Annotated in this window: 14 protein-coding genes; 2 read left to right on the plus strand and 12 right to left on the minus strand. The window is 61.9% G+C overall.

Going from position 1 to position 19,223, the window contains the following annotated elements; all coding sequences use genetic code 11:
* Window positions 1-101: 101 nt before the first annotated feature.
* From AAF555_05230 to ileS, 9 genes are all read right to left on the minus strand, one after another.
* A complete protein-coding gene (locus AAF555_05230) occupies window positions 102-1,796 on the minus strand; it encodes an iron ABC transporter permease (GenBank protein MEM6910968.1) in 1,695 nt (564 codons plus the stop codon).
* Window positions 1,793-3,307, minus strand: coding sequence for an extracellular solute-binding protein (locus tag AAF555_05235; protein MEM6910969.1), 1,515 nt, complete (start codon window positions 3,305-3,307; stop codon window positions 1,793-1,795). Before AAF555_05235 ends, AAF555_05230 begins: the two co-directional genes overlap by 4 nt.
* Window positions 3,308-3,311: 4 nt before the next feature.
* Complete coding sequence (locus AAF555_05240; GenBank protein ID MEM6910970.1) at window positions 3,312-4,388, minus strand: ABC transporter ATP-binding protein; 1,077 nt, start codon at window positions 4,386-4,388, stop codon at window positions 3,312-3,314.
* A gap of 84 nt (window positions 4,389-4,472) precedes the next feature.
* Window positions 4,473-5,108 (minus strand): M23 family metallopeptidase, encoded by a 636-nt coding sequence (locus AAF555_05245; GenBank protein ID MEM6910971.1) that lies wholly within the window; start codon window positions 5,106-5,108, stop codon window positions 4,473-4,475.
* 62 nt (window positions 5,109-5,170) lie between these two features.
* Window positions 5,171-6,103 (minus strand): undecaprenyl-diphosphate phosphatase, encoded by a 933-nt coding sequence (locus AAF555_05250; protein ID MEM6910972.1) that lies wholly within the window; start codon window positions 6,101-6,103, stop codon window positions 5,171-5,173.
* Window positions 6,104-6,111: 8 nt separating this feature from the next.
* Window positions 6,112-6,450 (minus strand): P-II family nitrogen regulator, encoded by a 339-nt coding sequence (locus AAF555_05255; protein ID MEM6910973.1) that lies wholly within the window; start codon window positions 6,448-6,450, stop codon window positions 6,112-6,114.
* Window positions 6,451-6,530: 80 nt separating this feature from the next.
* Window positions 6,531-7,247, minus strand: a complete 717-nt coding sequence (locus AAF555_05260) for a TPM domain-containing protein (GenBank protein ID MEM6910974.1) — start codon at window positions 7,245-7,247, stop codon at window positions 6,531-6,533.
* Entirely contained in the window at window positions 7,244-7,744 is a 501-nt protein-coding gene (gene lspA, locus AAF555_05265) for a signal peptidase II (protein MEM6910975.1), read from the minus strand. Before lspA ends, AAF555_05260 begins: the two co-directional genes overlap by 4 nt.
* 6 nt (window positions 7,745-7,750) lie before the next feature.
* Window positions 7,751-10,528: an isoleucine--tRNA ligase gene (gene ileS, locus AAF555_05270; GenBank protein MEM6910976.1), complete on the minus strand. Its 2,778-nt coding sequence runs from the start codon at window positions 10,526-10,528 to the stop codon at window positions 7,751-7,753.
* Between the two features lie 91 nt (window positions 10,529-10,619).
* Between ileS and AAF555_05275 the strand changes: the two genes are divergently transcribed.
* Complete coding sequence (locus AAF555_05275; protein MEM6910977.1) at window positions 10,620-11,291, plus strand: hypothetical protein; 672 nt, start codon at window positions 10,620-10,622, stop codon at window positions 11,289-11,291.
* Window positions 11,292-11,404: 113 nt separating this feature from the next.
* Here AAF555_05275 and AAF555_05280 read toward each other — a convergent pair whose 3' ends face one another.
* From AAF555_05280 to ppdK, 3 genes are all read right to left on the minus strand, one after another.
* Window positions 11,405-11,836: a hypothetical protein gene (locus AAF555_05280; GenBank protein MEM6910978.1), complete on the minus strand. Its 432-nt coding sequence runs from the start codon at window positions 11,834-11,836 to the stop codon at window positions 11,405-11,407.
* Between the two features lie 137 nt (window positions 11,837-11,973).
* Window positions 11,974-15,483, minus strand: a complete 3,510-nt coding sequence (locus AAF555_05285) for a sulfatase-like hydrolase/transferase (GenBank protein ID MEM6910979.1) — start codon at window positions 15,481-15,483, stop codon at window positions 11,974-11,976.
* 132 nt (window positions 15,484-15,615) lie between these two features.
* Window positions 15,616-18,411 carry a pyruvate, phosphate dikinase gene (ppdK, locus tag AAF555_05290; protein ID MEM6910980.1) on the minus strand — a complete coding sequence of 932 codons (2,796 nt, stop codon included), beginning with the start codon at window positions 18,409-18,411 and terminating at the stop codon, window positions 15,616-15,618.
* Between the two features lie 184 nt (window positions 18,412-18,595).
* Here ppdK and AAF555_05295 point away from each other — a divergent pair, with 184 nt between their 5' ends.
* On the plus strand, window positions 18,596-19,039 hold the full coding sequence (locus AAF555_05295; protein MEM6910981.1) for a transcriptional repressor: 444 nt from the start codon (window positions 18,596-18,598) through the stop codon (window positions 19,037-19,039).
* Window positions 19,040-19,223: the final 184 nt, after the last annotated feature.

The following is a 19,223-nucleotide window of genomic DNA, read 5'->3' on the forward strand; positions in this document are numbered from 1 at the left end:
AGTTTTCGGTTTTCGGTTTTCGGTTTTCGGTTTTCGGTTTTCGGGTTTCGGTTTTCGGGTTTCGGGTTTCGGGTTTCGGGTGGCGGTTTTGGCAGTTGGTATTACACCCGGAAGAGGCTGCCTAGTTTTTTGCCCAAGACGATGCTGGCGCCGAAGATGCAGATGGCCAGGAAGACCATGGCCCAGACGCCGAGGGCGGAGGCCAGGAGGTGGCCGTTGCCGAGGGTGCCGAAGAGTTCGTAGATGGCTTTGGTGATGGGGTAGTGCTCCGATTTCTGGGCCAGGATGAGTGAGTCGCTCACTTCCAACATGGCGAAGGAGAAGGCCAGGAGGCAGCCCGCGATGAGGTTGGCTACGATCAAGGGCAAGGTGATTTTTTGCATGGCTCGCAAGGGGGTGCAGCCGAGGTTTTGGGCGGCTTCTTCCAGCATGACGGGCGTTTGCTGGAAGCCGGCCGCGGCTGAGCGGACGACGTAGGGCAGGCGGCGGACGGCGTAGGCGATGACGAGGAGGAGGATGGGATTGTCTCCAATGCGCATCCAGGAGAGCGGCTCGCCCTCGCGGCTCATGGCGAGGTAGCCGAAGGCCAGCACCAGTCCGGGGACGGCCAGCGGGAGCATGGAAAAGATGTCGAGCAGTTGCCGTCCAGGCAAGGTGGTTCGGACGATGACGTAGGCGATCGCGATGCCGAGGATGAGGTCGAGGAAGGTGGAGAGAGAGGCGTAGAGGAGGCTGTTTTGGATGGAGGGGACGGCCATGGGGTCGCCCAAGGCATCGCTAAAGTTTTTCAGGGTGAGCGATTCTGGAATGAGGGTGCCATACCAGTCGGTCGAGAAGGCGAGAAAGATGACGCCGAGGTGCGGGATGACGGCGGCCGCAAAGACGAATGCAAAGAGGCCGCTCGCGGCCAGGCCTTTCGGGAGGGAGAGTTGCTTCGGCGCGCTGGCGACCGAGGCGCGAGTGGCCTGGAGGGTCTGGGCCCCGCCGAAGGCGATTTTCGAGATGGAGAAGAGGAGGACCGAGACCAGCAGCACGATCACGATGAGGGCGTAGGGGAAGGGGTTGCTCCCGATCTCTTTCAGCCCGTCGAAGATCTGAACTGGGGTGACCCGGGTGTAATCGAAGATGAGCGGCACACCCAGTTCCGTGAAGGACCAGATGAAGACGATGGCCCCGCCCGCGAAGATCCCGGGCATGGTGAGCGGGACGGTGATGCGGAAGAATTTGCGCCAAGGCGGGCATTTCAGGTTGGTGGCCGCCTCTTCCATGGCGGGGTCCAAGTTGGCGAGGGACGCGCTCAGATTGAGGTAGAGGATGGGGTAGAGGTGGAGGGCGTTCATGAGGACGATGCCGAGAACGCGGTATTGGGAGAGCCAGTCGACCGGCTGGTCCGGGCTCAGCAGGCCAAGATTCTCCAAGATGGCATTGAGGGAGCCCTCTACGCCGAGAAATTGCTTCAGCCCGATGGCTCCCACGAAGGGCGGCAGGATGAGCGGCACCAAGATGAGCGAGCTGAAGAGCCCCTTGGCTGGAAAGACAAAGCGATTGGCCAGGTAGGCCAGCGGGAGGGCGATGACGAAGCTCAGGAGGGTGGAGGCGACCGCGATCCAAAAGGCATTGCTCAAGCCTTCCCGGTAAATCTCGTTTTCAAAGACCTGCTCGACATAGCGAGTGGTGAAGCCGCCGTCTTGGCCCAGAAAGGCCTGCTGGGTCGTCAGGAAGACGGGGTAGAGGAAGAAAACCCCGAAAAAGGCACTCACCAAGAGGAGCACCAGAATGGAAAGCGGCTTGCTCATGGAAGGGCGGCCTTGGCGAGGGCGTAGGCGCGTTGGTAGTTTTTGCGGAAGGAGCCGGCCAACTGCTTGGCGAGGATGACGGTTTCCAGTTGGTTATCCGAGCGGAGAACGCGGCGGATGCCATCGCCCGAGTTTCCGTAGTTCACGAGGTCCACGTTCGAGAAGACGCCATAGGCTTGGCGGGGGAGTTGGCCGTTTTCCTGATGCGCTTTCAGGATGGCTTTCCAAGCAGTTTTCTGCTCGGGATGAGGGTCGAGGCACATGACCCGCACGATGAATTGGATGCTGGAGAAGCGACTGCCGGTCAGTTCGGGCAGGTAGACGAAGGGCTCTTCGACGTCGTAGGGGAGGGCCTCGGGGTCGGCGAAGTAGGGCAGGTATTCTTCGGTGTAGAGGTCGCGGCGGAGCGGGAGGCGGCGCAGGGAGCGTTCTTCCGGGCCGCCCGGGGCACCGACTTTGAAGTCCCAGAGTTTTTGACCTTCGAGGGAGAGGACGAAGTCGATGAAGTCTTCGGCGAGCGCTTTGTTGGGAGCGCCTTTGAGGATGGCGATGGGATCGACGCTATAGCTGGAGCCGCCGCGCGGGGTGACGAAGCCGACCCGGGATTGGCCGGTCGCGGGGTCGGCCACCGCTTCGGCCAAGGTGCGTCCGTAGAAGTCGATCGACATGCCGACGGCTGCATTCCCTTGGGCCACATCCAGGGGGATCTTGGCCGATTCGTTGGTGAAGTAGCGGGCGTTGCCGCTGATGCGCTGGATGAGTTGCATGGCTTTCGTCCAGCCAAGGGTCTTGGCGTCTTCGATGGCGTTCGGGCGGTAGGCTTTTTCGGGAGGGATGGAGGCGATGGCGTTTTGGAGCTGCTCTTGGATGAGCATTTCAAAGGCTTTGGTGGAGGAGCCGCTTTTGGTGGGGTCGACCAGGCCGACCTTGCCCACGAAGGCGGGGTGAGCCAGGTCTTCCCATTCGTCCGGGACGCCTTCGAAGCCGAGCCGGGCCAAGGCATCCCGATTGTAGATGATGCCGAAGGAGGAGAGGCAGGTGCCGACCCATTCCCCGCCTTCGTGGTAGTAGACCTCGCCCGAGAAGCTGGCCGGGATGATGTCGTCCTGGAACCATTCAGGGTGGCGGGAGAAGACTTCGGTGGCCTCGAGTTGGCCGGCTTTTTGTTGCTGCTCGAAGTCGTAGACTCCGCCACCGAAAAAGAGGTCGATGCCGATGCCGATTCGCTCGTTTTTGCGAGAGTGGACGAATTCGGCGTCGATGAATTTCCGGATTTCGGAGGTGCCGCCGGGGACGCGCCAGTCGAGGACGATCTTGCGCCCGTGCTCGGCCAGCATGTGTTGGCGGAAGGCTTTGTCGAACTCGCGGCGGATGGTTTCGTTGTGGGGCGTGATGAGGACGAGGGTGTCCTCGGGCGGGGCTTCTTTATGCGGCCCCCCCCGGCGAAGCCCCAAGGGCAGGGCCAAGGTGATGAGCAGGGCGGTGAAGACGATGGTGAGCCGCAGGCGCATGGCGTCAGGGGCGAAGGATGACGACGTCTTCCGGTTTGGCAACCGCGTGCAGGACGGTGTCGGAAGCAGTCGAGAGGTGGGCCGGGTTCAGTTCAGCGATCCGAAGACGGGTGGAGCTGGCGGTGGGCTCGAATTCGTACTGGGCGGTTTCCCCCAGGTAGGTGCGGTCTTTTAGGTGACCGGAGACGGCGTTCTGGGCTGCGCTTTCGCTTTGCAAGAGGAAGCACTCTGGGCGGATGGAAAGCCGGCACGCGCTGCCTTTTTCCGGGTTCCATTTGGGGTCGGTCAAGCGACCGCGAAAGGTCCCATAAGCGGTCTCCACTTCGGAGGTGGAGGTGCCGTGGGAGCGGATGTGGCCATCCAGGAAATTGGTTTCGCCGATGAAGGAGGCGACGGTTTGGCTGAGAGGATTGCGGAAGACGTCTTCAGGGCTTCCGACTTGCGCCAGGCTGCCTTTTTCTAAGATGGCCATGCGGTCGGCCACCGAGAGGGCTTCCTTCTGATCGTGCGTGACATAGACGGTGGTGAGCTTGAATTCCTTGGCGATCCGGCGGATCTCCGAGCGCATTTCCAAGCGCAACTGCGCATCGAGATTGGAGAGGGGTTCGTCCAGGAGAAGGCATTTCGGACGGACCACGATGGCGCGGGCCAGGGCCACGCGCTGTTGCTGGCCGCCGGAGAGCTGGTTGATCTTGCGGTCGGCATACTCCTCCATGTGGACCATTTCGAGCGCTTCGATGGTGCTGCGCTCGATGGTTTTCTTGTTCATCTTCCGCTCTTCCAAGCCGAAGGCCACGTTCTTGCCCACGGTCATGTGCGGCCAGAGGGCGTAGTTTTGGAAGACCATGGCGGTGTCCCGCTTGTAGGCTGGGTCCTTGGTGATGTCGACCTCGTCGAAGTAGAGGGCCCCCGAGTCCGGCTGGTAGAAGCCGGCCAGGTGCCGCAGGAGGGTGGTTTTGCCACATCCGCTGGGACCGAGGAGGAAGAAGATTTCGCCCGGCTGGATCTCGAGGTTGATGTTGTTCAGCGCCGTGGTGTCGCCGAAGAACTTGGAGAGCGCGCGGATGCGGATGGATACCATGGGTCGCGTGGGTTCCGGGTCGTTACCGGATTGCGCGACAAAGTCAACTTCCTAGGACCCTTCCCCTCCAGGACCTCCACCACCTCACGGATAGGGCTTGAAGGTATTCACGGGCACGGGGTAGCGACGGAACTCGTTGCGCAGCTTCCGGTTGGCCCGGATGAAGGGAGTGGGATCGTGGTAGACCGAGAAGTCCTTCTTGTAGCTGGAGCGGTGCATCCCGACGTAGATGTTTTTGCGGATCTCGAAGTGGAGGTGGGCGGCATACATGCCGCGGTTGGTGCCGATGGTGCCCAGGAGCTGGCCCCTTTGGAGGATGGCCCCTTTCTTGACTTTGATTTCGTTGAGGTGGCCGTAGAGGGAGTCGATGAGGCGGAGCTTGCCGGTTTTTCGGTCGCGGTAGATATGCCGCACAATCACGACATTGCCCCAGCCGACCTTGACGTCGTGCGCTTGGACCACGATGCCCTTCCCGATGCTGTAGACGGGGGCCCCGAGGTCGCTATTGCCCCCGCGCTTGTCATTCCAGTCTTCTCCGAGGTGCCCATTGGGCCAGAAGCCGCGGGCCTTGTAGTAGCCTTCGGCGTCCGGTTTGCCGACCGGGAAGTCGAAGCCATCCGCCATCGGGATGCGCTTGGTTTCAGCAGAAAGCGAAGAGGCCCCCGCCCACAAGACGAGGGCCGGGGCCAGCAAGAGGATGGCGGGGGAGCGGGCGATCATGGGTGCAGGGGCCTGGGGTGGGAAAGGAAGACCGGAAACGCCCTTCTGCAATCGGGAATTGTCTAGGCCAAGCCTTCGAACCAGCCCGCCCAAATGAGGCTGGCTACCAGGAGGCCGACCGCGATGCGATACCAGCCGAAGAGCTGGAGGCCGTGTCGGTTGAGGTAGCCGACCATCCATTTGACCGCGAAGACGGCCGAGATCAGGGCGGCCAGTCCGCCTACCAAGAGGCTGCCCCACCCGTAGGTCGCCAGCATGAGCGGGCCGAACTCGACCGCGTCCTTGCAGGTGGCGGCTCCGAGGGTGAGCAGGCCCAGCAGGAAGGAAAACTCGACCGAGCGGCGCATCGAGAGGCCCACCAGCAGTCCGCCCACGATCACCATGAGGGAGCGGCTGGTGCCCGGCCACATGGCGACACATTGGAACAAGCCGATCAGCAAGGATTGCCTGAGGGTGGGGACGGGGAGGGTGCCGCTTTCGCCGAGCTCTTCCGCCTTCGGCTTGCGGGCCAGCACCAGGATGAGGATCCCGCCCACGATCCAGGCCATGACGACCGGCCAGAGGCCAAAGAGATATTCCTTGATTATGTGATTGAAGGCGAGGCCGATCGCGACCGCTGGCAGGAAGGCCACCACGAGGGCCAGCGCCAAGCGGAGTCCCTCGGGATCGCGCCCCAGGAGGCCCAAGGCCATCCGGCGGACGCTGGGAAAGTAGAGGCCGAGCACGGCTAGGATGGCCCCGCCCTGGATGCTGATGGCGTAGGCGTCGGCCGCCTGCTTGCGCTCCGGTGTGTCCATTGGGATGCCGAGGAAGCGTTGCGTGACGATGAGGTGGCCGGTCGAGGAGATGGGGAGGTATTCAGTCAGTCCTTCCACGATCCCGAGGACCCCCGCCTGCCAGAGGTTCATTTCCGGGGTGGCCGAGACTTCCGGCTCTTGCGCAGCCAGGGGCCCGGAGGCCAAGGCCAAGGCGGCCAGAATAAGAAGATCTTTCATGGCTGCCATCAGAGTGCGCTCGGGCCGGTCTCGCCCGTCCGGATGCGGAGAGCGGTCAGGATGGGGGAGACGAAGATTTTGCCATCTCCCACTCGGCCGGTGAAGGCGGATTCGAGGACGGCGTCCACCACTCGTGGGGAGAGGTCATCGTCCACGATGACTTCGAGCTGGAGCTTGGGGAGGGTTTCGGAGTTGTATTCGCTGCCTCGGTAGATCTGACTGTGGCCGTGTTGTCGGCCATAGCCCTCGACTTCGGTCAGGGTGATCCCCTGGACGCCAATCTCCGCCAAGGCCTCTTTCACTTCTTCCAGTTTGAAGGGCTTGATGATGGCTTGGACTTTCTTCATGCGAGCGAGGAGGAGCGCCGAGTCCAGTTTGCTGTAGGGGCGGGAATTTCAGCTCGCAAGAAATTTCCCAAGGGCCCGCGCTAGCGTCGGGTGAAGCGAACTTCAGCAATGACGCCCCCGCCATGGGGAGCGCCCAAGCGTTCGCCCACGTTCACTTCCGGAAAGTAGTAGAAGCGGGAGTCTTTCAGCTCGCTGCTGCGAAGGAGACGGGAGAAGATGAAGAAGAGGAGGGTGACGAGGACCGCTCCGCCCACCACGAAAATGTAGAGTTTGAGGTTTTCTCGGTTGGTCACCAAGTCCTCGGTTTTGGAAGCGGCCAATTCGGTTCGGAAGAACTCCTCGGCCACCACGGTGACGGCGCTCTCCAAGCGATCTGCCACCCTCTCTTGCTGGCGGGCGGCCACGGAGGCGGTCCGAAAAATCCGCTCAAGTTCGAAGCGGGGCAGAAATTCTTCCAGCTTTTCGGCCGCCCCGAAGCTCAGTTTGTGCTCGCCCCGGACGTAGAGCACGATGACGCCATTGCGCCCGGTGGGCTCGATCCAGTGCTGGTAGAGCTGCTCCGCATACTGGTCCGGCGTGAGGGAGATCATGCTGGTGGAGGAGACCGCGTAGACGAAAATGTTTTTCTCTTCCGCCAGCTGGAGGAGCTTTTGGCTGAGGGCGGCTTCGCGGGCCTCTTCGAAGAAGCGACTGGTATCGAGAATATGAGAGGCGGGCAGATCGGGCAGGTCCTCAGCCAGCGCGGGCAGGGGGAGGGTGGCCAAGAGGCCCAGGAGAAGGGTGCGCAGGGCGGTCATGGCTGGGCTTTTTGGGGAGCTTTTTTCGATGGTTCTTTGAAGGAGAGGTAGATGAAGAGGAAGGCGGCCACGAAGATGCAGGAGTCAGCGATATTGAAGCAAGGGTAATTGTAGCTGCCGAAGTAGAAATCGAGAAAATCGACGACGTAGCCATGCACCAGGCGATCGGTCAGGTTGCCCAAAATGCCGGAGAGCAGAAGCGAGACGGCCACCTGATTCAGGCGGCCCGGGAAGAGTCCCCGCCGCCAGAGGAGGGCGATGGTGACCATGGCGAGCGTGGCCACGATGGCGAAGATGACATTGGCTCCGCCGGCCTGCCCAAACATCCCAAAGGCCACGCCGCGATTGTGCACGCGCGTGAGGTAGAAGAAGTTTTCGATCACGGTCAGGTGGCCGGCGAAGACCTGGTCCGGGTCGGGAAAAGTCCGTAGCGCCCAGAGCTTGGTCAGCTGGTCGAGCACGTAAAACGGGAGCGTGAGGAACCAGAGAAATTTCATGGCGCTTCAGGCGACGGGCACTTCTTCCAGAACCGCTTCGGCGCAGCGCTGGCAGAGTGTGGGGTGGGATGCGATGGTCCCGACGTCGGGCAGTTGCTTCCAGCAGCGCTCGCAGCGTTTTTCCTGAGAGCGGGCGATCCGCACGGAGAGAGAGTCGCTCCCGCTCAGCTGCACCTGACTCAGGATCAAGAACTCGGCCACGACCTCTTGGTCGAGCGAGGTGAGCTGCGAGGAGGGCGGGAGGCTGAGAGCCACTTCCGCTTCCAGGTTGCTGCCGATGGTTTTGGCTTGGCGGGCTTTCTCCAGTTCTTGCTGGAGGGGATCACGGACTTGGAGGAGTTCCTCGATGACGGGCGTGGCGCTCTTTTGGGCGAAGGCGGGATCGGGCGTGGGAAAGTCTTGTTCGTGAACGCTTTCCGCCTGGCCGAAGTGTTCCCAGACTTCGTCCGCTGTGAATGCGAGGATGGGCGCCAGGAGCCGGGTGAGGTCGGAGACCAGGGTTTGGATGGCGGTCTGCGAGGACCGGCGACGCAGGGACTTGGCGGGGTCGCAGTAAAGGCGATCTTTGGTGATGTCGATGTAGAGGGCGCTGAGGTCGACTGAGAAGAACTGCGTCACCAGGATGAAGACTTTCCGAAAGTCATAGGCTTGGTAGGCGGCCAGGCAGTCCTGGGTGAGGTCGTGCAGCTTTTCGAGGATCCAGCGGTCGATGAGCGTCAAGTCCTCGGCTGGGACGGTGTCGGTCGCAGGGTCGAAGTCGGCCAGGTTGCCGAGCAGGACCCGGAAGGTGTTGCGGAGGCTGCGGTAGTTGTTGATGACCTGTTTGAAGAGGTCGTCGGAGAAGGGGACCTCGGTCTGGTAGTCGACACTGCTGACCCAGAGGCGCACGATGTCGGCCCCATATTTGTTGTAGTAGTGCTCGGCGTTGACGGGCTTGTCACCGGACTTGGAAATTTTCTGGCCACTGGTGTCCGTGACGAAGCCGTGGGTGATGACGGTTTTGTAAGGAGCGGCCCCCCGCACGGCGGTGCTGAGCATGAGGGAACTCTGAAACCAGCCGCGATGCTGATCGGTCGCTTCCAGATAAAGGTCAGCAGGTGCCTCCAACTCGGGATGGCGGTCGAGGACGGCCACGTGACTGCTCCCGGAGTCGATCCAGACATCGAGCGTGTCCCGGCATTTGGTGGTGCCGGCGGGGAGGCCAAGGCGCTCGGCCCATTCCTCATCGCTGAGGGTGAACCAGAGATGGCTGCCCTCTTTTTCGATGAGGGCGGCGACTTGGCGAGCGAGCTCGGCATTGAGCAGCGGCTGGCCCTGAGCATCGTAGAAGACCGGCAGGGGAACGCCCCAGGTGCGCTGGCGGCTGATGCACCAGTCGGGCCGGCTTTCGACGGTGCCCGCGATGCGATTGCGCCCCCAGGCGGGGAGCCATCGGACGCGCTCGACTTCCTCCAGAGCTTGGCCGCGGAGGGCGTCGATCTGGACAAAGAATTGCTCGACCGCGCGAAAGAGGATGGGCGTTTTCGAGCGCCAACAGTAGGGATACTGGTGCTGGTGGCGCTCTTCCCCGAGAAGACGGCCGCGAGACTGGAGGAGAGCGACGACCGCGGGGTTGGCGTCGAAGACGAGCCGGCCGACCAGTTCCGGGATGCCGACTTCCTCAGTATAGGTCCCATCGTCCGCCACGGGCGAGAGGACCTCCAGGCCCTGCTCGCGGCCGGCTTGATAGTCATCGGCCCCATGACCCGGGGCGATGTGGACGGCGCCAGTCCCGGTCTCGGCGGTCACGAAGAGAGCGGTGAAGACTGGGGCGGTGCGATCGAGGAAAGGGTGTTGGGCCAGCGAGCCTTCCAGCGCTCGTCCGCGGTGGTGGGAGAGTTCTTCCACCAGCTGCCAACCGGTTTTCTCGGCGAAGCTTTCCAGGAGCGCCCGAGCGACCAGGAGGGTTTTGCGGCCGGAGCCCTCTTGCTGGAATTGGCCGAGGACATACTCGAACTCTCCATGGAGAGCGATCCCGAGATTGGAGGGCAGGGTCCAGGGAGTGGTGGTCCAGATGACGAACGATCCCTGCCCTTCCAAGGGGCCGCCCACGATGGGGAATTCTGCGAAGACGGCGGGGGAGACTTTGTCCTGGTATTCCACTTCCGCTTCGGCCAGGGCGGTTTGAGCCCCGTAGCTCCAGAGGACGGGCTTCTTGCTCCGGTAGACGATGTCCTTTTCCACCATCTTGGCGAAGACGCGCATGACGTCGGCCTCGTACGCCGGATCGAGGGTGAGGTAGGGATGTTCCCAATCGCCAAAGACGCCCAGGCGCTTGAAGGACTGCCGCTGGATCTCGATGAACTTGCGGGCATAGGCCTCGGATTTTTGGCGGATTTCCACGGGACGGAGCCCGCGGGATTCCTTGACGACCCGGAACTCGATCGGCAGGCCATGGCAGTCCCAGCCCGGCACAAAAGGCACGTAGTGGCCCGCCATGGTGCGGGATTTGACCACGAAGTCCTTGAGGACCTTGTTGAGCGCGGTGCCCATGTGGACGTCGCCATTGGCGAAAGGTGGGCCATCGTGGAGGATATATTTGGGCGCTTGGGCTGCCTGGCGCTTTTGGGCAATGCGCTGGGAGAGCCGGGAAGCTTCCCATTTTTTCAAACGGAGCGGTTCCTTTTTCACCAAGTCCCCCCGCATGGGGAAAGTGGTTTGAGGCAGGTGCAGCGTGTCTTTATAGCGCTTGCCGGATGGGTCGCTCATGATGTCGATCTCGGGAAAAAAGGCCGACCCTAGCATCCCGGTTTTCTAGGGTCAATGTCCGCTTTCCCAAGGGCTTGCGCCCCGAAGGACAGCAGGGTATACTCCCCTTCCTGCCCCCATCCCACCTATGGACGCCACCAAAATCCTCCTCATTCTTTCCTTTCCCCTTTTGATCGCTGCGATGGGGATTTCGTTCTACAATCGCAATCAGGCGAAAGAGGACCGTTTGGCAGATGAGCGAGCCCGGGAACGGGAAATCGATGCCGAGCGCCGAGGCAGCTTCAAGGAGGAGGACTTTGGCCTCCTGGGCACGGGCCGGGAGAGCCAAGTGGATTCGGCCCCTCCCGAGGTGGCGGTGAGCGGCACCCCTTCCCTGGCGCCCGCGGCCGGGCCGGAGCGACGGGCTTTTTTGGAGGAATTGGAGGCGATGCGCGAGGAGTTGGAGGCGACCAAGGGGGAGCTGAGCCTGATGGAAGAGGAACGCCAGATTTTGGACGGGGAGTTCCAACGGCAGCGGGCTTTGCAGGCGGAGGTGGCCCGTCCGGGGAGTCGGCTGCCTTCGTTTGCGCGGGTGACCGATTCGGACGCGGAGTGGAATTTTGTGATCATTGATGCTGGGACCAATTCGGGGGTGAGTCGCGGGATGACCTTTCGCATCCGCCGTGAGGGAAGTGTGGTGGGGGATCTGTTGGTGAGGGAAGTGGAGCCGGACCAAGCGGTCGGGGAGCTGGTTCAGGGGAGTCTTCAGGGGGAGTTCCCTCGGCCGGGGGATGAGATCATCGTGGCCAATGCGGGCTGATTTTTGACTTCGGGGGGATCCGCCGTTTGATCGGCTCTTCCTTCCCCGCGCTTCAGCGCCTCTTCCCCACACCACCTTCCCTCCATTCTGCCAGTGAATTCTGGAGGTTGGTATTAGCGTCGGACGGCGTTCCAGGAATCGACTCGGCTATTCTTGAATTCCACTTCAGCGACTTGGGTCGGCAAGTAGATGATTTCCGGCCCGACCGAGACGCCGTAGTAGCCGAAGCGACGCCCGAAGCCGCCGTGAAATCCTCCAGAGAGCCCGGTGAAGACGGGCTCGTCTCGGGTGTAGACCCAGCGTTCCACCCGCGAGGAGCCCGATTGGCCTTCGCTCCGGCGGCTGGGTCGGCCCCAGGCGATTTCGACCCCCGCTTTGGGCATGCCGACCGCGATGTTGCCCGAGCGAGCCAGGCTCTGCTCTTTGGGTGAGAGCGCTTGAAAGCCGAGCGGGTTGCGTTCGATGCGCCGGTCGATGAGCGCTTGTTGGGAGGCGCAGCCTCCGAGCAAGAGGGCCGTGAGAGACAAGAGAAGGGAGAGCTTCATGGTGTGATTTACGTTTGCGGGCTGGCGGCAGGGAGAGGGGCCCTAGCGGGTAGCGATGAACAGGACCATCCTGGTCCGGTGACTATTCCTTTTTTGTGTCGGGTTCGTTCTTTCTGAACGCCTGCTGCTGGGAGTTTTCAACGGCTGACTTCGAGGCGCAGGAAGCGCTGGTCCTGGCTAGGGAAGCGCGCTTCCAGCCAGTCGAAGTCGCCCCCGCTGCGCGAGAGCTGGAGCGCGTCCTCTCCTAGCGGGGTCCAGTCAGAGAGGTTGCTGGAGCTGAAGACACGATACGTCACCCCACCCGAGTCATAACGCTGCGCAAAGCCATAGCTCGGGCTGGGGCCCGCGAGGGAGGAGGGGGTGAGGCTGTTCCGGGCGTCAGGCAGGAGGGGGTTGGTCCCGAGGGCGTATTCCATGAGGTTGCTGCGGCCGTCGAGGTCGAAGTCCTGACTATCTGCTCCGAGATCGACGCCCCAAGAGGCGAACCAGGCGTCGACCGGGCTGGCCACGGTCCCACGATTGCCTTCGAAGGGGGCGTAGCGTGAGCGGTTGTTGAATTGCCCATCGCTTTCAAATTGGTTGGCTGCGTCGGCGGTGTAGGCGGCGGCATTGTCCCGCGGTCTCCAGGCGTCCACGCTCTCGAGATAGGCGTCGAGTTCGGCCCAGAGAGCGGCGGCGATGGCGTTGTCTCCCGGCGAGGTGTTGATGTTGGCGACTTCTCCTGGGTCGGTCGAGAGGTCGAAGAGCATGTTGGGATTGTCGACCGAGATGTCCGTCCGGATGGTGGCATCATAGGAATGGATCAGCTTGTAGCGCCCTTTGATGATTGCGGAGAAGGGGTTGGAGTTCCGGTAGTGAGGAGAGTGGAAGTAGAGGGAGCGATCCAGCAGGCTCTCCGGGGGCGTTTCGCCTTCTAAGAGCGCCTTCAGGCTGAGGCCATCGATCTCACTCAGGCTTTCGGGATCCCCTCCGGCCCAGTCATAAAAGGTGGGGAGGAGGTCGTAGGTGGTGACGTTCACGGTGCTGACGCCTCCGGGGAGCACCCCCGGGCCCTTGATCATCATGGGCACCCGGAGTCCGCCTTGCCAGAGGAACCATTTGTCCCCGTGGAAGGGCTGGGAGAAGTTTTGCGTGTTGAAGCGGCGGTAGCCATTGTCGGATTTGAAGACGATGTAGGTCTTTTCGGTGATTCCGAGGCTTTCCAGCTCGTCCATGAGTCGGCCGAGGGTTTGGTCCATGTCGTAGAGCATCCCAAAGAAGGCGGCGGGGTCCCGTTTTCGGCTGAGTTGGGTGACATCCGTCCGATCGCGATTGTAGGCGACCACGTCGGGGTCGTTTTGGAAGAGCGCGCGCGAGGAGGGAAAGCATTCCCAGGGGTTGTGCACGGCGTAGTGGGAGAGTTGGATGTAGAAGGGATGGCCAGCCTCTTGCTGGGCGTTCATGAAGGCGATGGCCTTGTCCGTCATTTCGGTCATCCGCTTGGGGTTGCTGATGTCGTCAGGGATCTGGGTGTCGTTGGAGTCGTAGGTTTCGCCTTCGTTGTTGTCGGTGTCTCCATCGGATTCGAGGTAGCCTTCCACGGCCGGGTCGGAGGCCAGGTGCCATTTTCCGTAGTGCGCCGAGCGGTAACCAAAGGCGCTCAAGGCTTCTGGGATGGTGGTGACGGTGTCGGAAAAGGGGAGAGCAATCCCGTTGGGCGTGAGCGGGAAGTTTCCGTAGCGGTTGCGTTCATCGAACTCCAACCCTCGGACCGAGCCGGATAGGAAGAGTCCGATGCGGTTGCGGGCGGTCGTTTGTCCGGTCTGGAGGTTGGCCCTGGTGGGGGTGCATTGGGGGGCCGAGGAGTAGGCGTTGCGCAGGAGCATGCCTTCGTCCGCCAGCTTCTGCATGTTCCAGTAGTAGGGCTGGCCAGGTTGATTCGGGTCTTGCAGACGACGCATGATTTCCTGGGCCGAGTTTTCCATCCGCTCGTCCATGCGGACGGGCGTGTCATACCAGGCCATGTCGTCGGTCAAGAACATGATGATGTTCGGCGGGGAGAGCCATTTCGAGACGAGTTCTTCCCGCTCGGCTTGGAAGAGGCTGCTGGCGAGCGCGCGGTCGTAGAGGCGGACTTCTCCGATGAGTCCGTGGAAGAACTGGGTTTCTTGATCGAGGCTTCCCAGGGAGACGGGCTGGGCCGTTGAGAAATCGGCGGCCGGGGCGGAGCCCGAGACGGTTTGGGAACTGAGGGATTCCCAGATTTGGTAGGTGGCTTGCGCGGCGTCGTAGTTGAGCCCCAAGACGATGGTTTCTGTCCCTTGGAGGTTGCTGGCGGAGCTGGCCAGAATTTGGTTTGCGAGGCGAATTTGGAGCTGCCCCACGGGGGTGTAGCCAATTTGGAGGCCGGTGCTGCCATCGGTGGAGTTGCCGAAGACGTCGTTGAATTGGCCGGGGAGGAGGGAGTCGACTTTGAAGGCCAGCAGCAAGCTGAAGCCGCCCGTGGCGGTGGAGTGGTCCAGCCAGGTCTGCGAGGCCGAGGTGTCCAAGAGCTGGAGGCTGCTGCGATTCGGGCCGAAGGCCAGGCCCGGGAGGCCGGAGGCCGTTTGCGTGGGGCCGGGGTAGGTGACGCTGCCCACGCCAGGGCTGGCCGAATTGTTGTTTCCAGATTGGTCCAGCCAGGAGGTGACGGGTTGGCCCAGGACGCTGGCGGCCACCGAGGCGTCCAGAGTTTGGAGGGTGGGGACCCGGGGTGTGAAGGAGACTTCATTGCTCAAGCCGCTTTCCGCTCCGGAGCTGTGAGTGGCGGAGACGCGGTAGAAGGAAGTCTGTCCGGTGGGGGCGGTGGTGTCTTCGAATTGGCTGCTGGTGGCGGTGCCCAAGAGCTGGTCGCTGGTGGTCACAGGAGAGCTGGTGGATCGGTAGATGGTGTAAAAGTCGAGTTCGGGAGAGGAGAGGTCATCCCAATCCAGGAGCACGCCGGTTTCGCTCCCGGAGGCGACCAGTCCGCTGGGGGGGGCGGTGACGGAGGCTTCGGTCAAGGCGAGGGTCATGGTCTGCAGCCGACCGGTTCCGGCCAGGGCGAAGGCGGATTGCTCGGTGATGGGCAAGCTGCCAGTCCAGCTGTTGGCTGTCGCCACCAAGGTGCCTGCGCCCGAGGCGCCCGGAGTGCCGGTCAACTGCCAGAATTCCGCGTTCGCATTGCTGAAGGTGAGCCCAGTCAGGACGAGGCTTTTGCCGGTGGGCACGGTGAAGGAGCTGAGATCAAAGGTCCACAAGATGGCTTCCCCGCCGTCGACTGAGGCATTGCCATTGCCATCGCTGACGCCCAGGCCGGTGTTGTTTCCGCGCACCAGCTCGGGGGTGCCGCCGGTCCAAGTCTGGCCGACCCAGTCGTTTTGGCTGTTGCTGCGACCATCCAATGTCAGCACGAAAGAGCCATCGCTGGCCTCGCCCTGCTGGAAGGATCCGCTGAGGCCGGGAGTGTTGCCCGAAGGGTCGGAGGTCGAGACGGTGGGAGGCGTGCCGTTCAGCCCGCTCACGGTAATGGGGTAGGGATTGAGCTCGGGCCGGACGTTGCCAGAGGAGGCGAAATCGAGCACGATTTGGGCTTCAAGAACGCAGGGCCCAAGGAGGAGCCCCAGGAAGGGGAGCAGACGGGGGGTCATGAAAAGAAGGCAGCACGAAAGCGGCTTGTTTTCAAGAGTCGTTTGGGGGGGAGGAGGGGGAGTCGGACACCAAAAAAGCCGACCGAGGGAATTCCCTGGCCGGCTTTTTTTAGAGATCGCTCGACGCTTGGTTTAGCGCTTTTTCTTAGCGGCTTTTTTCTTGGGTGCGGGGGCGTCGGCCAGAGCGGCTTGGGCGGCCGCCAGGCGGGCGACCGGGACGCGGTAGGGGGAGCAACTGACGTAGTTGAGCCCGGTCCGGTGGCAGAAGGCGACCGAGGCCGGATCGCCACCGTGCTCTCCGCAGATGCCGAGCTTGAGCTTTTCTTTCACGGCGCGGCCTTTGGAGGCTCCCATTTCCACGAGCGATCCCACGCCCGTCTGGTCGAGCGAGGCGAAAGGGTTTTTGGGATAGATGTCGTTTTCCTGGTAGCTATTGAGGAAGCTGCCCATGTCATCGCGGCTGACGCCGAGACAGGTCTGGGTCAAGTCGTTCGTGCCGAAGCTGAAGAAGTCGGCAAATTCAGCCACTTCATCGGCGGTGATGGCTCCGCGAGGGATTTCGATCATGGTGCCGACCAAGTATTTGAACTTCACGCCTTTGGCTTCCATGACTTCCGAGGCCACCCGGTGGACGATGGCGGATTGCAGTTCCAGCTCCTTGGCGTAGCCCACGAGCGGGATCATGACTTCGGGCAGGACGGGGTCCCCTTTTTTGGCCAGCTGCGCGGCCGCTTCAAAGATGGCGCGGGCCTGCATTTCGGCGATCTCGGGGTAGGAGATGGCGAGGCGACAGCCACGGTGGCCCAGCATGGGGTTGAATTCGTGGAGTTCGTGGACCCGTTGGGCGATGACTTCGGTTTTCAGTCCGAGCTTTTTCGCCAGGTCGGCTTGCTGCTCGGCGGTGTGGGGCAGGAATTCGTGGAGCGGGGGATCGAGCAAGCGGATGGTGGCCGGCTTGCCTTGGAGGGCTTTGAAGATGGCGGCGAAGTCCTTGCGCTGGTAAGGCAGGAGCTTTTTGAGGGCTTTTTTCCGGTCCGCTTCGTTATCGGCCAGGATCATTTCTCGCATGGCGTCGATGCGGTCTCCTTCGAAGAACATGTGCTCGGTCCGGGTCAGGCCAATGCCTTCGGCCCCAAAGGCGACGGCCGTTTTGACTTGGGCGGGGGTGTCGGCATTGGTCCGCACGCCCATCTTGGTGGCCTTGGCGCACCAGTCCATGAGCTGGACGAAGTTTTGGAATTTCTCGGTTTTTTGCGCGGCCTTTTTGTTTTCGATGAGGCCTGCGATGATTTCGGACGGGGCGGTCGGCACTTCGCCGCCGTAGACTGCGCCCACGGTGCCATCGATGGAGAGGAAGTCCCCTTCTTTGAAGCAGTGGCCATGGGCGCTGACGGTTTTCTTCTCGTAGTCGATCTCGATTTCCGAGGCCCCGCAGACGCAGACTTTGCCCATCTGCCGGGCCACGAGAGCGGCGTGCGAGGAGACGCCCCCACGCGAGGTGAGAATGCCTTCGGCGGCGATCATTCCGCGGAGGTCTTCCGGGGAAGTTTCCACGCGGACGAGGAGAACTTTCTCGCCCTTGAGGTGAGCGGCTTCGGCGCGGTCCGCGTTGAGGTAGATTTTGCCAGTGGCAGCTCCGGGGCCGGCGGGCAGGCCTTTCGCGATTTCGGGCACTTGCTTGATGGCGGCGGCATCGAAGACGGGGGCGAGGAGCTGCTCCAACTGGTCGGCGGGGTTGCGGTCGACGGCGGTTTTCCAGTCGATGAGCCGTTCCTTGACCATGTCGGCCGCGAATTTGAGGGCCGCTGCGGCCGTCCGTTTGCCGTTGCGGGTCTGCAGCATGAAGAGTTTGCCTTCTTGGATGGTGAATTCCACGTCTTGGACGTCGCGGAAGTGCTTCTCCAGGGTTTTGCGGACCTTCATGAGGTCCTTGAATGCCTGGGGCAAGGCTTGCTCCATTTGGGAGACCGGGAAGGGGGTGCGGACCCCGGCCACGACGTCTTCCCCTTGTGCGTTCACGAGGAATTCTCCGTAGAGTTCATTGATGCCATTGGCGGGGTTGCGCGTGAAGGCCACACCGGAGCCGGAGTTTTCCCCGGTGTTGCCGAAGACCATGGCTTGGATGTTGACGGCGGTGCCCCACTCGGCGGGGATGCCGTATTTGCGGCGGTAGACGATGGCCCGGTCATTCATCCAGGAACTGAAGACGGCCCCAGCGGCACCTTCGAGTTGCTCCCAGGGGTCGTCCGGGAAGCCCTGCCCGGTGCGGTCTTTGACCAGTTTTTTGAAGAGGGCCACGAGCTGTTTGTTGTCGTCGGCCGTCAAGTCGGAGTCGACGATGTCTTCCCCGTAGTGCTTTTCTTTGTAGCTCTCGATGGCGTGCTCGAAGGGCTCATGGTCTTCGCCCGGGCGCTTTTGCACCCCGAGCACGACATCGCCATACATTTGAATGAAGCGGCGATAGCAATCCCAAGCGAAGCGCTCGTTGTCGGTGGCGGCGGCCAGGGCGGCCACGGTGGCGTCATTCAGTCCCAGGTTGAGGACGGTGTCCATCATGCCGGGCATGGAATCCCGCGCGCCCGAGCGAACGGCCAAGAGGAGGGGAAAGTTCTTGGCGTCTCCGAATTTGAAGCCCATGATTTTTTCCATGTTGGCCACGCCGGCCTTCATCTGCGCTTTGAGCGATTTCGGGTAGGTCTTTTTGTGGTCGTAGAAATAGGTGCAGACTTCGGTGGTGATGGTGAAGCCAGCGGGGACGGGAAGCCCGATCCGGGTCATTTCGGCGAGGTTGGCCCCTTTGCCGCCGAGAAGGTTTTTCATGGTGCCGTTGCCATCGGCTTTGCCATCTCCCCAGGTGTAGACATATTTGGTGGAGGCGGGGGATTTTTTCTTGGCGGTCTTCTTCTTGGTCGCGGTTTTTGTGGCCATTCTTTTCGAGTTGTGTTGCTAAGGGTTTCCGCTGACTTCCACCGGGTTCAAGGTGCCTGGGAGCGGAAAGGCGGCACCGTAGGCTTCCGGATTGGCTTGTCAATTTGCGAAATGGCAGGGGCCTGGCTCCTTGAAAAAGGCAGTTGGAATGCGTCTCTGAATGAGCTTAGCTCAAGGGTTCTAGATGGCCGCCGAAGAAAAGAGGGAGGAGATCATCGCGAGTATTGTGAAGCGCTTGCGGGCCCGAGGTATGCGACGGACCAAAGCGCTCGATCTGATTCTGCGGGAGCTGGTGCAGATGGAAAAGCCGATCACGATTGGGGATCTCAGCCAGAAGGAGGCAGTCAGCGATCAGTGTGACACGGCCACGGTCTATCGCTTGATCGATCGCTTGGTGGCGGCGGGGGTGGTCCATCGCATCGGTCTGCACGACCGCGCCCTTTATTACCAGCTGAATGTCCCAGGCGAGCACCACGACTACCTCATTTGCGAGGAGTGCGGCATGATTCAGGATCTAGAGCTGGGCTGCCCGGTGCGTGCGCTGGAGGAGGATCTTCGGAAGCATTCCGGCTTCGAGCGCCTGCGCCACGAGTTGGCCTTTTACGGGGTCTGCCCGAAGTGTGCCTGATACCAATCTCCAGAATTCACTGGAAGAATGGAGGGAAGGAGGTGTGGGGAAGAGGCGCTGAAGCGCGGGGAAGGAAGAGCCGGAGTCTTTCGAGCCAGCCCTGCGTTGCTCCTCGGTTACGGTGCCTGCACCGCGCCCTCGTCGCGCCTTGGTCTGGCCCGAAATCCACTCGGCCATTCTACCA

This window comes from Verrucomicrobiota bacterium, from assembly GCA_039027815.1.
Taxonomy (GTDB): Bacteria; Verrucomicrobiota; Verrucomicrobiia; order Verrucomicrobiales; family JBCCJK01; genus JBCCJK01.